The sequence below is a fragment of the Streptomyces sp. NPDC057302 genome (assembly GCF_042667685.1).
In the GTDB taxonomy this organism is placed as follows: Bacteria; Actinomycetota; Actinomycetes; order Streptomycetales; family Streptomycetaceae; genus Streptomyces.
On record NZ_JBHUZJ010000010.1, the window covers coordinates 23,567 to 38,699 of the forward strand.

At 70.5% G+C, this 15,133-nt stretch carries 12 protein-coding genes and 1 pseudogene; 12 read left to right on the plus strand and 1 reads right to left on the minus strand.

The window, feature by feature from the left end; translation table 11 throughout:
- Positions 1-273 precede the first annotated feature (273 nt).
- From ACFUPX_RS10260 to ACFUPX_RS10315, 12 genes and pseudogenes are all read left to right on the plus strand, one after another.
- Positions 274-2,274: an ABC transporter ATP-binding protein gene (locus tag ACFUPX_RS10260; RefSeq protein WP_383319130.1), complete on the plus strand. Its 2,001-nt coding sequence runs from the start codon at positions 274-276 to the stop codon at positions 2,272-2,274.
- Entirely contained in the window at positions 2,271-3,623 is a 1,353-nt protein-coding gene (locus tag ACFUPX_RS10265; RefSeq protein WP_383319133.1) for an MFS transporter, read from the plus strand. The genes ACFUPX_RS10260 and ACFUPX_RS10265 overlap by 4 nt, the downstream gene beginning before the upstream one ends.
- A 110-nt stretch (positions 3,624-3,733) precedes the next feature.
- A complete protein-coding gene (locus ACFUPX_RS10270) occupies positions 3,734-5,221 on the plus strand; it encodes an NUDIX domain-containing protein (RefSeq protein ID WP_383319136.1) in 1,488 nt (495 codons plus the stop codon).
- Positions 5,218-6,480, plus strand: coding sequence for a methyltransferase domain-containing protein (locus ACFUPX_RS10275; RefSeq protein WP_383319139.1), 1,263 nt, complete (start codon positions 5,218-5,220; stop codon positions 6,478-6,480). The genes ACFUPX_RS10270 and ACFUPX_RS10275 overlap by 4 nt, the downstream gene beginning before the upstream one ends.
- 267 nt (positions 6,481-6,747) lie before the next feature.
- Complete coding sequence (fxlM, locus tag ACFUPX_RS10280; RefSeq protein ID WP_383319142.1) at positions 6,748-9,123, plus strand: methyltransferase, FxLD system; 2,376 nt, start codon at positions 6,748-6,750, stop codon at positions 9,121-9,123.
- Entirely contained in the window at positions 9,120-9,986 is an 867-nt protein-coding gene (locus tag ACFUPX_RS10285; protein WP_383319145.1) for a hypothetical protein, read from the plus strand. Before fxlM ends, ACFUPX_RS10285 begins: the two co-directional genes overlap by 4 nt.
- Positions 9,987-10,019: 33 nt before the next feature.
- Positions 10,020-10,886, plus strand: a complete 867-nt coding sequence (locus ACFUPX_RS10290) for a glycosyltransferase family 2 protein (RefSeq protein ID WP_383319148.1) — start codon at positions 10,020-10,022, stop codon at positions 10,884-10,886.
- A 114-nt stretch (positions 10,887-11,000) separates the two neighbouring features.
- Positions 11,001-11,504, plus strand: coding sequence for a GFA family protein (locus ACFUPX_RS10295; RefSeq protein WP_383319151.1), 504 nt, complete (start codon positions 11,001-11,003; stop codon positions 11,502-11,504).
- A complete protein-coding gene (locus ACFUPX_RS10300; RefSeq protein WP_383319154.1) occupies positions 11,501-12,547 on the plus strand; it encodes a phosphotransferase enzyme family protein in 1,047 nt (348 codons plus the stop codon). Before ACFUPX_RS10295 ends, ACFUPX_RS10300 begins: the two co-directional genes overlap by 4 nt.
- Positions 12,548-12,718: 171 nt before the next feature.
- Positions 12,719-13,465, plus strand: coding sequence for a PIG-L deacetylase family protein (locus tag ACFUPX_RS10305; protein WP_383319157.1), 747 nt, complete (start codon positions 12,719-12,721; stop codon positions 13,463-13,465).
- A gap of 102 nt (positions 13,466-13,567) precedes the next feature.
- A pseudogene (locus ACFUPX_RS10310) lies at positions 13,568-13,816 on the plus strand (NUDIX domain-containing protein); the annotation flags it as partial.
- Positions 13,817-13,950: 134 nt separating this feature from the next.
- A complete protein-coding gene (locus ACFUPX_RS10315) occupies positions 13,951-14,556 on the plus strand; it encodes a hypothetical protein (protein WP_383319452.1) in 606 nt (201 codons plus the stop codon).
- 235 nt (positions 14,557-14,791) lie between these two features.
- On the opposite strand, the gene ACFUPX_RS10320 is transcribed toward ACFUPX_RS10315, so the two are convergent.
- Positions 14,792-15,034: a hypothetical protein gene (locus ACFUPX_RS10320; protein ID WP_383319160.1), complete on the minus strand. Its 243-nt coding sequence runs from the start codon at positions 15,032-15,034 to the stop codon at positions 14,792-14,794.
- Positions 15,035-15,133: the final 99 nt, after the last annotated feature.

The following is a 15,133-nucleotide window of genomic DNA, read 5'->3' on the forward strand; positions in this document are numbered from 1 at the left end:
CAGGCGGTGCTTGGCGCAGACGCGCATCCGCATTCCTGTTCGACTTTTTCACCCGTCCGGGGCCGTTACGGCCCCGGAAGCGGCGCGTTCTTAGAGCACCAGTACCAACCAGCCGCCCCAGATGGAGGACACCATGAACACTGAGCCCGCCCCCACCCCTTGCCCTGGATTCGAACAGCAGCGGCGGACCGTGCCTTCTTCCCGGACCGGCGACCTTGAGCAGACGTCCGCTCGCGCCCGCCGCTCAGCACGACTGGATACGAGGTGGGGGGCATGAGCGCCGATGGGACCACCGAGGACATCCGACCCGGCGCGGTGCCCGGTCCGCGCGCCGGGGAGCTGCCCTTGCCGCCCGCCGCCGTCTCCGGCGGCCCGGACGACCGGGACATCACTGACGGGCTGGAGGAGGCGTACTGGTCCATCTACGACGGTGCCGCGTCCAAGGCCACGGTGCGGGAGATCCTCGTGCGGCTGCCGCGGATCATGCGACAGATCGGACAGTTGGCCTGGAACACGGACCGCAGCGCGACGATCGCGGTCGTGGTCCTGCAGCTGACGTCGGCCGCGATGACCGCCTTCGGCCTCATGGCCTCCGTGGCGGTGCTCCGGGAGCTGTTCGCGGAGGGGCCGACACCGGACCGGGTCCGCGCGGCCATCCCTCAACTCCTGCTCGTCGTCGGCTTCCTGTCCGCCCGCGCGCTCCTGGAAGCGGGGGTCGCCGTCGCCCAGGCCCGCGTGACGCCGAAGATCCGCGCGGCGCTGGAGAAGGAGTTCCTCACCCTGACCGCCCACGTGCGGCTGGAGATCGTGGACGACGCGGACTGGCACGATCAGGCGTACCGCGCCAACGACCGCGGGCTGTTCTACGCCCGGCAGATCGTCGGCCAGGTCGTCTCCCTGGCCGCGGCTCTCCTCAGGCTCGTGGGCACCGCGGGCGTTCTGGGCGTGCTCCACCGCGCTTTGTTGCCTCTGCTCCTGCTGTCCGTTGTGCCGGTCGGCGCGGCCGCCGTGCGCAGTGCCCGGGCCCGTTTCCACTCCTTCAAGCGCTACAACACCTTGCAGCGCAGGGTGCGGGTCTTCTCCTGGCTGCTGCTGGAGCGGGACGCCGCCGCCGAGCTGCGCTCGGACACCGCCCAGGGCGCGCTGCTGGACGAGCACTCCCGTCTGACGACTCGCATCGCCGAGGAAGACACCCGCCTGGGCGTCAGCTCGGCCAGGCTGGCCCTGGCAGGCCGGGCCGTCGGCGGACTCGGCACGGGCATCACCTACACGGCGCTCGCCGCCATGCTGATCGCGGGCTGGCTGCCCCTGGCCGCTGGCGCGGGCGCAGTCCTCGCCATCCAGACCGCCCAGGCCTCGCTCACCCAGCTCGTCGACGTCTCCCACCTGCTCTACGAACACGCCATGTGGGTGGACGATCTCCTCGCCTTCGAACAGAAGTGCCGCGCTTTGCAGCCGCGCCGAAGCGGCCGGCCCGCCCCCGAGTCGGTGAAGACGATCAGCCTGGAGAACGTGTCGTTCACCTACCCGGGCAAGGACGCCCCGGCCCTCGACGGCATCTCCATGACGCTCCACGCCGGGCAGACCGTCGCGTTCGTCGGCGTCAACGGCAGCGGCAAGTCGACCTGCGCCCGCCTGCTCGCCGGTCTGTACGACCCGTCGGACGGCGGGAGACTCGCCTGGGACGGCGTGAACGTGATGGACATGGACACCGAGTCGTTGCAGGCCCGGGTCGCCTGCGTGCTCCAGGACCCCGTCCGATTCCCTTTCAGCACGCTGGCCAACCTGACCATCTCCCGAGGCACCCTCACCGAAGCTGACCCACAGCGCGCGCTGGACTCCGCGCGGGCCTCCGGCGCCGAACCGGTCATCGCCGGCCTGCCCGGCCAGTGGGAGGCCCTGCTGTCCAAAAGGTTCCGCGGCGGCCAGGAGTTGTCCGCCGGCCAATGGGCGAAGATCGCCGTCGCGCGCGGCCTGTACAAGGGGGCTCCCGTCCTGCTGCTGGATGAGCCGACGGCCAGCATGGACCCCCGTGCCGAGCACGCGGTGTACGAGGCCGTGCTGCGCGACGATCAGCGCCCCGACCAGATCACCGTACTCATCTCCCACCGCCTGGCCAGCGTCGTCGCCTGCGACCACATCTACGTGTTCGACGCCGGCCGCATCATCGAGAGCGGCACCCACCAAGAGCTGATGCACGGCGGTGGTGAGTACGCCGCCATGTTCACCCTCCAGGCCGCCGGGTACCGCTCCGAGCTGGGGGAGAGCGTATGACGGTCCCCGTGTCGCTGTGGCGGCACCGCACCTTCCGCCGCTACCTGTCCGGGCAGGCGGCGAGCGTGACCGGCAGCGCGATCAGCAGCATGGTGATCCCCGTGCTGGCGGTCCTCGAACTGGACGCCTCCACCGCCGAGGTCGCCTGGCTGACCTTCCTCGGGCAACTGCCGCCGGCCTTGCTGGCGTTGCATGCGGGCGCGCTCGCCGACCGGCACGCGAAGCGACACCTGATGATCATCGGTGACCTGGTCAGCGCCGTGGCGCTGGCCACGGTGCCGGTGACGGCCGCGCTCGACCGGCTCTCACTGACCCAGCTGATGGTGGTCGCAGCCGTGCAGGGCGCCGCGGGCGTCCTGCACGACGCCGCCGCAATCAGCCTCCTGCCCAGCCTCGTCGACCGCTCGCTCCTCCAGCGCAGCAACAGCCGCATCGGCATCCTCTTCGCCATCTCCGCGACCGCAGGCAGCAACCTCGGCGCCGCCCTGACCGCGCTCCTCGGCCCCGCCCGGGCCCTGCTCGGCGACGTCCTGTCCCACCTCGTCAGCGCCTGGTGCACCGCCCGGATCCAGGTGACAGCACAGCCCAGAGTTACGGCGGAGCGCGGCCATCTGCACACCGAGATCGGTCAAGGCCTGCGCTACGTGCAACGCGATCACCGGCTGCGGACCCTGACCCTCGTCAACGCGACCACGTCGGGCGCCCTCGCGCTCCTGAACACCTTGTGGGCGCTCTACCTGCTGCGCTCCCTCGCCATGGGCGCCACCGTCTTCGGTGTGGTGCTCGGCCTCGGTGCGCTCGGCGCAGCGGCCGGGGCCCTGGCCGCTCCGTCGCTGACCACGCGGTACGGGCCCGGGCCGATGATGCTCACCGCGCTCGCCCTCACCCCGCTCACCCAGATCCCGCTGCTCCTCGCCTCCCCGGGCCTCGCCTGGCAGATCGCCATCGCCTGCGCCCTGTTCATCCAGCTGGCCTGCGCGGCGGCAGCCGGAACGACGCAACGCACGATCCGGCAGAGCATCACCTCGCACGGCATGCAGGCCCGGATGCAGGCGGTAAGTACCTGGCTCACCGCGAGTGCCCGGCCCGCGGCCGCGCTGCTCGCCGGCGGCCTGGGCACCTGGATCGGCGTGCGCCCGACCCTGGTGGCAGGCTCCGTGCTGCTGCTCGTGCCGCTGGTGGTGCTCTACCGGTCGCCGGTGCGCGGCCTGATGGACATGCCCAACTCCCCCGGCACCGGCTCCCGAGCACAGGCCGGCACGCTGCCCGGGCCGTCTGCGCCGCCCGCCTCCGGCCCCGTGTCCACCGTGGACGGGCGGCATGACCGCTCGACGGAAGGCGGACCGTGACCGTGACCAACCGCCCGCATGCACCCGGCGGTGGACAATCGCTGCCCTCGCCGGCCCAGCAGCCCGCCCGGTCTGCTCCTCTTCCGTCCCCCACGTCCCAAGGTGATCTCGTGCCGCCGTCCCGCTCTCACATCCACGCGACCATCGAGACCTATCTCCAACGGCACGCCGAGGAACGGGGCTCCCTGGAGAGCTTGTTGGCGGTCCTGGACCAGGCCGAGGAGCCGTCCAGCCGCTCCACGCTGCCCGCCCACGTCACGTGCAGCGCGGTGATCATCGACCGTGACCGACGGGTCCTCCACATCGGCAATCGGGGCACCGGGCTTCGATTCTGCCCTGGGGGCCATGTTGAGGACGGGGACCGTACCCTCCTGGCCGCAGCCGTCCGCGAGGCCTGTGAGGCGGCAGGGCTGCGGCCCGGTGACCTGTGCCTGACCTCGCAGTTCCTCGACGAGCCGATCGAGGTCGACGTGCACGATATCGACGCGAACCCTGCCAAAGGTGAACCAGCTCATCAGCACGTGGATGTCCGGTTCGCGTTCTACCTCACCGCCGAGCAGCCGCCCGTGCTTGCTCTGCAGGACGAGAAGGTTACCGGGGCCGAGTGGCTGTCGTACGCCGACGTGCGCTCCCCCACACTCCGGGCCAAACTCCTGGCCGCCGAGGCACGCTGCCTGGACGGACGCCCGCAGCCCGTGAACGCCAGCGCCATGGTCTTCGACGGGGCCGGCCGGTATCTCCTTCACCTGCGCGATGACCGCGACGACATCTGGGAGCCCTGGGTGCTTTCCCTCCTGGGGGGCGGCCGCACTCGCGACGACGCGGACTTAGAGGCGACCGTGCGGCGCGAGCTCGCCGAGGAGGTACTGGGCCTGGAGCCCGCGGACCTGGTTCCCTTCGCGGTGGAGGAGGCCACGAGCGTCGACGGCCTGGCGGTACCCATTCAGGTCTTCTCCGGCCGCTGGAGGGGGGACGCCGCGGCTCTGGAGCTCCGCGAAGGCGTCCTGCTCACCTGGTGCACCCTGGACATGCTCGACCGGGTACGCCTAAGCCCCGGACTCGATGAGCTGATCCGGCAGCACGCCGCCAAGCAGCCCGCAGCGCAAATCCCTTCGGCCGCCCCCCTTGCTCCGGCCGCCGAGGCACCGGCGGGAACCGAGCTTCACATCGTCGGTCTTCACCTCCATCTCCAGGACGAGAAGAACCGGATCCTCCTGGGCCGTCGCCACCCAACCTCGGCTTTCGGAGGCGGCAGTTGGCATTTCCTGGCCGGACATTGCGAGCGGGAGGCCGCCGTTGCTGGCCTGCTGCGTGAGGCCAAGGAAGAGGCAGGCTTGATCATCGCGCCCGAGGATGTCGAGCTGGTCCACACGGTGCACCACGTCGACTCCCCTGACGCGCGGCCGCGGATCGCGCTCATCTTCCAGGCCTGCGCCTGGACCGGCACGCCGCAGGTCCTGGAGCCCGACCGGACGGTGGAGTGGCGGTGGTTCTCGCCAGAGGAACTGCCGGACGCGGTCGTGCCGTACGCGCGCGTGGCGATCGACGGCATCCGTCTGGGACGCCCGTACTCCGAGCAGGGCTGGAACGAGCGATGAGCCCTCTGGACACCGGCCCCAGTGCCGGTCCGGCCAGCGCGCGCAGGCCGGCGTATACGGATCCGGCCGCTGCGCGGGCGGCGATGGTCACCCGACTCGAAGAAGAAGGCTCCCTTCAGCCGGGGGTGATCCGCGACGCGCTCCTCACGCTGCCGATGGAACGGCTGATGCCGCAGGCCTACGTACGGCGCACCGCCCAGGACGAGAAACCGCCGCGATGGGAACTGCTGGACTGGGCGGAACCAGAGGACCGGCCGGAGCTGGTCGGCGTGCTGTACAGCGGGGCCAGTGTCCCCGTCCAGCACGATGGTGAGGTGCTGCTGGGCCGGGCGCGCGGGATCCGCACGGGGGCGTCGATCACGTCGATGTCGACGCTGCTGGGCCTGACCACCCAGCTGCTCCAAGAGCTGGATCTGCGTCCGGGGCTGCGTGTGCTGGACGTGGGGACCGGCGCGGGGGTGAGCGCCGCGGTGGCCTGTCAGATCTGCGGTGATGAGCAGGTGGTCACCCTCGACCGGGACGAGCACCTCGTCGCCGCAGCCCGGGCCCGTCTGTCCGACCTGGGCCTGCATCCACAAGCCGTGGCTGGTGCGGGCGAACACGGCGTGCCCGGCGCGGCGTTCGACCGGATCTTCGTGTCGTACACGGTCGAGTGCGTACCGACGGCGTTGGTCGAGCAGCTCGCGTCGGGCGGCAGATTGCTGGCCCACGTGACGAGTGCCTCTCCGTCGTGGCCCGGCCTCGCGGTCGTGGAGCGCGAGGCCGGGCGGCAGCTCACCGCGTACCTGAAGGCGGTGGAGTTCGCCCACCGTGCCGGGCACGGCATGCAGCGGATCTGGCTCACCAAGGAGTTCAAGGAGCGCATTGCCATCGACACGGACACGTGGACCCAGCGGAGCATGCTGGCGCCCCCCGCGGATAGTGACCGCGGGTTTTGGCTGGCGGCCGACCATCTCCTCGGCGGAGGTCTGGTGCGCGATTTCGGCGCGGAGCATCTGGTGATCGGGGCGCCCGGCTGCGGCTCGTGGATGCGCGCCGAGCCGGACGGCCGCCGGCGCTGGTCCGTCACCGTCCACGGACCGAGGGACATCTGGGCCGAACTCCAGGACCTTGCCGTCACGTGGCGCGCCGCAGGCTCCCCGGACCGCTACCGCCTCACCGTCGACGCCAACGGTGCACAGCGGGCCGCGTCCGCGTGCGGGCGCCTGTCCTGGTCGCTGCCCGCCTACCGACCCTGTACCGAAGGAGCTGCCTCATGATCGCCGCCTCCTCATCCCCGCCCGGACCCGCCCCGGAGCAGGAGGACCTGTTCGGCCCGACGGCCACCGACTACGACCGCTGCCGGCCCGGCGACCCGGCATCCGCGGTGCAGCTGCTCACCGATGCGGTACGCCACCTGCCGGACCCGAGTTCTGGCACTGGTCGTTCGGTTGTAGGTACTGGGCCCTGCAGAGCCAGCAGCCGGCCGCCCTATACGGCCCCGTCGAACTTCCCTGACACCGCCTTTCACGAAACAGGAGCGATCTGTGGGATCTACCCGCACTGAATGGTCCGAGCACTACAACAACGGCAAGGGATTCCGGCGGCTCGGAGACGAGGAGAAGCGTCTACTGGCGGAGCACGCCGCCCCACCGGCGGACGGCGGGGAGGCGCTCGACATCGGCTGTGGAACGGGCGAGTTGGCCGTCTACCTCACGTCCCTCGGCTACTCCGTCGACGGTGTCGACTTCGCCGAAGGTGCGCTCGGGCGAGCTCGCGCCGAGCACGTGCAGACGCCCGGGGTGCAATGGCTGTGCCTGGACGTGGAGAACGACGACCTCGAGCCGCTGTCCGGCGGCGGCTACGACCTGATCACCTTGCGCCTGGCTGTCGCCTTCCTCAGCAATCCCACCGCTACCCTGGCGCGGCTGGCCGAGCTGCTGACCAAGCAGGGTCGGATCGTCGTGATCACGCCGACCGCGGAGCACACGCCCGCTGAGCGGCACCACATCGCACTCGACGAGGAACAACTCGCTGTCCTCACGGATCCGTTCGTCGAGACCGCGCGCTACACCGCAGACCAGCTGGCCGTCGTAGTGCTGAGCAAGAAGGCACGCCCCGGCCGGGCCGTCGAGCGCACCCACCCGCCCGAGCCACGCGCGGTGTTCGGCGCGGCTGCGGTGGTGACCGACAGCCAGGGACGTGTGCTGCTCGGCCGCCGTCTGGGGCGTACTCCAGCATGGGAGCTGCCGGCCGGGCGGATCGAGCCCGGCGAATCGGCGGCCGCGGCCGCGGTGCGAGAGCTCGGCGAGGAGAGCGGACTGTCCGCATGCGCCGACGACGCCCACGTCCTTGCCGTTCTGCACGACGCACGCGAAGACGTCACCCGCGTGACAGCCGTCGTGCGGATCAGCGCGCACACAGGCACGGTCGGGCGACCTGAGGAGCAGTTCCTGCGCTGGGAGTGGCACCGCCTGCATACCCTCCGCGCCATCGGCGACGTGTTCGCTCCCACGGCTCAGGCGCTCAACTCGGTATGGCCCGGCGTCCTGCCGGATGCGCCGTCGGCCATCTCGTATCGCGTCGCCGCCGATGGTCCGGCCGTTCCCGGAGAGCCCGCCGAGGCCGGCCGACTGCGCGAGGTGATGGCGCAGACCGTCATCGACGGTGGCTGGGCGCCGTCCGATCCCGTCCGCGACGCGCTGCGGACCGTCCCCCGCCACCGGTTCGCCCCGGAAGCGAGCCTGGCGGACGCGTACGACGGCGGCGACCGGGCCGTCATCACCCGGCGCGAGGAGACCGGGAGGGCCATCAGCTCGGTGTCCGCGGCCTGGCTCCAGGCCGACATGATGGAGAGCCTGCGCCTCCGTCCGGGCGCGATCGCGTTCGAGGCGGGGTCCGGTGGCTACAACGCGGAGCTGATCGCCCACGCCGCCGGGGCCGACGGTCGCGTGGTGAGCGTCGACATCGACCCGTGGGTCATCCGCCGCACCCGTGCCTTCCTCGCGGAGGTCGGCACCGGCCGCGTCACTGCCGTCGAAGCCGACGCCGCCCTCGGCGCGCCCGCCCACCTCGTGCCTCGCGGCGGCTTCGACGGCAGCGTGATCACCTACAACTGCTGGGATATTCCGCCGGCTTGGCGGGATCAGCTGGCCGAGGGCGGGCGCCTGGTCATGCCGCTGGAGATGGGCGGCTACAGTCGGTCGATCGAGTTCGAACGGCGCGGCGAGGTGCTGCACGCCCGCCGCTTCACCTACTGCGGCTTCGTCCGCGACCAGGGGCAGCAGGCCCGCCCGGCCCCGGTCGTCCCCCTGCTCGACGGAGCACTGGCCGTGCGCTTCGACGACGGCCCCACCGCCGACACCCAGGGCCTGGAGGAGGCGCTGCGCGGGAGGCGGCACCAGATCGCGATCGGCGTGACCATGAGGGCTGCGAACTCCTACTTCGGCTCCCTCCAGCTGTTCGCGGCCACCACCTTGCCGGGCTTTTGCCGACTGGCCGCCCACCACGAGTCCGCCGAAGCGGTGACCGGCATCGAGAAGGACCGCGACGCCCCCGCGATCCTCGGCGAGGCCTCGCTGGCCTACCTGATCCACGTCCAGACCAGGGACAGTGACCGCCGGGAAGACAAGGAGTGGGAGTGGTTCGCCTACGCCTTCGGCGAGCAGGGGCCCGAACTCGCCGAGCAGTTGGTTGCCACAGTTGTGGCCTGGGACCGGCACATCCGCGCCGAGGCCAACGACGAGCACGCCGATCCCGTCCTGACAGTTCACTCGGCCGGCACGCCCGACGACGCCCTGCCCGCCGGCGATGTCCTGGACAAGCACCACAGCCGCCTCGTGTTCCGGTGGCCGGGGCGTGACGCGGTTCTGCCCGGGCCCGTTGAGCGTCCTGTGGCCGACGCTGTGGCGAAGGGGGTGTGACGGTGGAACGAGCCGTGCGGGAGGCGGTGTTCGCTGCCCCGGCGGAGCGCGACGAGCTCGACCGGATGCGCCGCGCGCACGCGTCCGCCGCGCAGCAGTTCAAGGTGTCCGCGTCGGGTCCGGAGGTGTGGGGGTGGCAGGGTCGCACGCTGGGGCGACGGGCCGGGGACTGCTGGCTCCGCATCGTCTCCGCCGCAGTTGAGAAGGCGGGCGGACGGCTGTGGGAGGGGACGGCGACCGCTGACACCTACGTCCCCCGGTCGGTGCCGCGGCCACGGCTTCGCGGCGTTCTCGACTGGACCTCCCGGGAGGTCGCCTACCGGGCGGAGCTCACCGAATACGTGTCCGTTCCGCCGATCACCAGCGGCACGCCCGCGCTCGATCAGGACATCGCTCTGCCCCATGCGTGGTGGGCCGAGCTGAGGACGGCGCTCGGAACGCTCGCGACGGTGTCCACCAACCGGGAATCGGTACGGCAGAACTGGGTCGACCGGAACTTTCGCCGCTTCCTGGGCATCGACCCCGTCCGGATCCGTGAGATGTCGACCGGGCATGCCGATCTGCACTGGGCGAACCTCACCGGAGCGCCCCTGATCTTGTTGGACTGGGAGAACTGGGGCCGCCTGCCCGTGGGCTACGACCTTGGGCTGTTTCACGCGTACGCGCTGGCCGCGCCGACGACCGCCGCCCGGATCCGGCGCGAATTCGGCCCCATCCTCGACACGGACGCTGGCCGGACCGGGGAGCTCATCGCCCTCGGGCAACTCCTCCAGGCATGCTCCCGCGGCGTCCACCCTCACCTCGCCCCGCTCATCGCCCGCCAGGCCGAGCACCTGACCGGCATCCCGGTGCCCATGCCCTGACCCCAATACGGCCTTCACGGCCTGGAGGAATACATGTCGCGACCGCGCGTCGACGTCGTGCTGACTATGAACGATCGCCCTGCCGAGGAAGCAGCCGCGCAGGCGACACTTCGTGCCCAGAGCGGTGTGGACGTGCGGGTCGTGGTGGTCGGTAATGGCTGCAAGCCCGAGGTCGTGCCACCCGGCGCGCTCACCTTGCACCTGCCCGAGAACGCCGGCATCCCCGGTGGGCGCAACGCCGGAGCCGACGCGCTGCACGAGACGGACGATCCGGCCGAGTGGCTGTACTTCCTCGACAACGACGCCAGCTTCCCCCGGCCGGACGTCCTTGCCCGGCTCGTCGCCGAGGCCGAGGGGCATCCAGAGGCCGGCTGGGTGCAGCCCCGGCTGACCGGCCCGGACGATGTGACCACGCCACGCCGCTGGGTCCCCCGGCTGCGCGCCTCGAACCCGGGACGGCCGGGGAAGGTCGCCTCGATGACCGAAGGCGTCGTCCTGATCCGGCGCGACGCCTTCGATAAGGTCGGCGGGTGGGACGATCAACTCTTCCTGTATCACGAGGGGTTCGACCTGGCCTGGCGGCTGTATGACGCGGGCTGGAGTGGCTGGTACGCGGCCTCGATCCGCATGCACCACCCCCTCACCAAACCCGCCCGCCTGCCTGCCTGCCTGCCTGCCTGCCTGCCTGCCTGCCTGCCTGCCTGCCTGCCACGCGCTCTACCACCGGCTCGCCGCCCGCAACAGGATCTGGATCGCCCACCGCCACCTCCCCGCCCTGCTCCTCCCCCTCTACCTGAGCGCCTGGACCGTGATCACCCTGGCCCGGGCCGTACGCGGCAGCGGACTGCGACAAACACTGCGCGGAATGCGCGAGGGCTGGACGGGACGGCACAGCCATGAACGCCGGCCGATGAGCTGGCGCACCGTGTGGCGCCTGACCGTGGCCGGACGCCCGCCCATCATCTGACCGCCAACAGACCGATGCCGCTCTGCGGCGAACCCGACGAGGAGACCATGTCCACCGCACCCGACCAGCCCGGCCCCGGCCGCCCCACTCAGCCTGCCGCCGCTTCCGCCCACACCGAAAAGGGACCTGCCCCCGTCACCTCTGGCTCGGAGCCCAGGGTGAGGACCGGGGGCTGTCTGTGCGGCCACATCCAGTACGAGGTGACCGGTGATCCGGACGATCCGCACCTGTGTGCATGCCGCCACGAGACCCGGATCTCCGGGGCACCAGCAGTCCTGTGGGTCGGCTTTCCCCGGAAGAGCCTGCGGTGGGTCGGGCCGGGCGGAGAGCCTACGTGGTATGCGAGTTGGCCGACCCTGCACCGCGGGTTCTGCCCACGCTGTGGAAGCCAGCTCGTCTCGGACGCCTACGACTCCGCCATGGTCATGGTGACCGCCTTCAGCCTCGACGACCCGACCGGCACGACCCCTGTCGGATTCTCCTTCCGCGATGAAGCGGTGCCGTGGATGACCGTTCAACTGGCTTCCGAGCCCGCGGAGGCAACGCCGTGATCTTCACCGATACCGAGGAAAGGCTCACGACGCTCGCCAGCACCCTGCTGCTCGCGTACGGGCTGACCCCGGCCGAGATATCGAGAATCCCGGAAGGCACCGCGACGGACAACTACTCCGTCGTGGACCATCAGGGAAGGCGGCACTTCGCCAAGGTCTACCGCACCCGAGAGCACTTGGACCTGGAACGGGCAGCGGTCGAGCTCTCCGAATACGCCGCCGACGCAGGAGTCGCCACCGCCCGCGCAGCCCGCACGCGCGAGCATGAACTCCTCGAGACGAGCGGTCGCCTGCCGATGTCCCTGTGGTCGTACGTGCCGCACACCGCAACAGCCGAGGGCGGCCTGAAGGGAGCACGGTGGGCCGCCGCCGGCGAAGCGATGGGCCGCCTCCACAGCCGGCTCGCCTCTCACCCCGTCGCCGCGCCCACCCTGCAACCCGGAGCCGCGGTATGCGACGTCGCCGCATCACGAGACCGCTTCGAACGCCTGATTCGCGCCTACCAGGGCAAGCCCACACTTGGGGAGTTCGAGACGTGGGCGCTGCAGGCGGCTCGTGATCGCCTTGCCATCCTCGGAGATGTCCAGCGCACGCTCGCTTCACTCCCACCGCTGACCGTCCAGGTCGTGCACGGCGACACGGCCGGTCCCAACGTCCTGTTCCAGCACGACGACGTCGCGGCGTTCGTGGACTTCCGGCCGCCCGCTACCGGCTACCTCGCCTGGGAGATCGCACGTCTGGGCTGCGACCCCAAGAGTGTGCTGGACAACAGCGCGGAGAGCTGGATCACCGGATACACCGATCTCACCCTGGCCTACCGGGACGCCAACCCGAAGGCGTTCACCACCGACCTCTTGTCCTCGCTTCGTGTCGGCTGCACGGCCATGCTCTGCTCCGCTTTCCCGCTGTCGGTCCCCATCGAACGCCCGCACATCGTCGATCCCGCGATGGAGGCCTACGGGCGAGTCCGGCACGAGGCCGCTCTGAGGCTGCTGAACCGACTGCCCGTCATGGAGGAGACCCTGCGTGACGCTCTCCTGTGAACTCATGCTCTCCCCGACCGACGTACCCCCCCGTCCTGAGCCACATCTGCGTGCGGCACGGCATGAGGCATCTGGAGGTCTCGCACTGCGCACCCATCCTGTCGACCAGCAGAAAACGAAGGGGCTGACGTCGAAGTGATGCCAGAGAATGCGTCCCTAACCCCGTCCTTGATGGGCGTGTTCGCTCATCCCGACGACGAGAGCCTCCTCGCCGGCGGCATCCTCGCCCAACACGCCGCCGCGCAGGCGCGCACCACCGTCGTCACCATGACCTGGGCGCCCGATACACCGCGTGCGGCCGAACTCGCCGACGCCTTGCAGGCGCTCGGCGCGGGAGCCCCGCGCATGCTCGGATATGGCGACGCCCGCGACGAACGGTCCGCGCCCAGCCGCGCACGGCTCGTCGACGCACCACTCGACCAGGTGATCGCCGACGTGGTCCAGCAGATGCGCACTTTCCGCCCCGACATCGTGGTCACCCACGACGCCCTGGGCCAGCTGACTGGTCACCCGGATCACCGTCGCACCCATCAGGCCGTCCTTCTGGCCGTCCAGGGCGCGGGGCACGCTCATCTCCACCCGCAGGCCGGTGAGCCCTGGCAACCGCGCGCCGTGTACTGCGCCACGCACCCCGAGTCCGGTGTCCGGGACCTCGGACCGCTCCTGGAAGCGGTCGGCAAGGCCGTGCTCGCCGTGCCGGATGCGTACGTGACCACGACGGTTGACGTCGAGCGCTGGGTGGAAGCGAAGTGGGCGGCCATCGTCGCGCATCGCGGAGAGGTCGCCCGAGCACGATCGCTGCCCGGCATCCTCGACCGTCAGCCCGCAGAGATTCGGCGGCGCATCCTCGCGACCGAGTACTTCACCCGCTACGCGGCCGGCCCCGCTCCGGAGATCTACGACCGGCTCACCGCCTGACCGCCACCACCCTCCCTGTCTCGGGCCGTGCGACCGGCCTCGTCTTCTGATCGGAGAGCTATGACAGCAACCTCTGTTCCCGGCGACATGTCCGGAAGCCGCATGAGCGACGACGCATACGGCGCACTGCGGGCGTCGGGCGCGTTGTGGGTCGGCACCTCTGTACTCATCACGAACCTGGCCGGTCAGGTCCTCGTCCAGCACGTCGACTACCTCAGCACCTGCCTGCTCCCGGGCGGCGCCGTCGACAAGGGCGAGTCACCGGCACAGGCCGCCGCGCGCGAAATCAGCGAAGAACTGGGCATCAGCACCACCATCGACCGGGGACTCGCCGTCGACTGGGTCTCGGCCAACAGCACCAACGCGCCACCGACCATGGGATTCCCGGGAGAGCTTTTGCACGTGTTCGACGGCGCGTCTGGGATGACGAACGGATCAACGCCATCCTCAAGGGCCACGATTCCAACAACACCCCGGCCCTGCTGGTGTTCAAGGAGGGACCGGCCGGACAGGAACGTGAAGCGCTCCTCCTGGTCCACCGCGGTGTCGACCGGTACGTGCCGCCCGTTCCGCCGACTCCTCCGGTTCCGCCCAGCCTCGCGGACGTCAAGAGCCGCGGCAGCACGGTGACCGGCGACCGCGTCTCTGACTACGGGACCGGGGCCTGGTCCCGCGTCGACCACCGCGTGTCCGCCACCCCCGCCACCCTGAAGAACGGCAAGAAGGCACTGATCGCGACGCTGGACGCGACAGCCGAGTACTACTGGGGCTTTTGGTACTACCGCGAGAGCGGCGGCACGACCCCGGCACGGATCGACGGGGGAACGCTGTGGGTGAAGAAGCCCGGAGAGAAGAACTTCCAGCGCTCGGCCGACTTCTCCGGCGGCAGGTTCGACTCGTCCGGCCGGTTCCACATCGACGTCCTGGTCCCCGACCTGGAACCGGGCACCTACGAGGTCACCCTCAGCTCCAGCAACAGCGTCAAGCTGGGCGGCTACTGGTGGGACGAACACCTCTTCAACGACCGCACCGACAGCGACTACTGGACCCGCATCGAACTCACCAAGTCCAGGGCCACCGTCACCATCTGACCTGACACCGGCCACCGGCCCCCGCAGCCACCCGGGCTGCGGGGGCCATACGTCCGTCGCAACGAGACTCGCGTACTGGACGGCGAGTCTCCCACACGGCCGAACGGCTTTCTGGTGAATCCTGTCTGCGGGTACGGGGTCAACGGCAGGTCCGCGACTGTCGTGTCGCCGCAGACAGCTGGTACCCGTCACGTATTCAGAACCTGGTCAGGTGCGGGGCACAGGAACCGGGCGGTCAGTCACCCAGCGGCAAGGTTCCTCGTGCGTGGTCGATGACGTTGCCGGTGGTGCAGTTGTCGGCGCCGTCACCCACCCAATCGCCCAGGACCGGTACGACGGCCAATTCCTGATGACACACGGCCGATGAGGTGAAGTCCCAGTTGTTCGCGGCGCCGGGGCCGTCGTCGGCGGCCTGGGCGGGGGCGGTCAGAGCGAGGCTGCCGAGAGCGAGGCCGGCAAGCGCGGTGATCTTCTTCATGATCCGTCAACGACGATTCCCAAGCGGAGTCACGGCGGCCTCAGCCCATGCAGGCAGGTCACCGCCGATGTGCGCATGTGGCCCGAGGCGATGACGTTG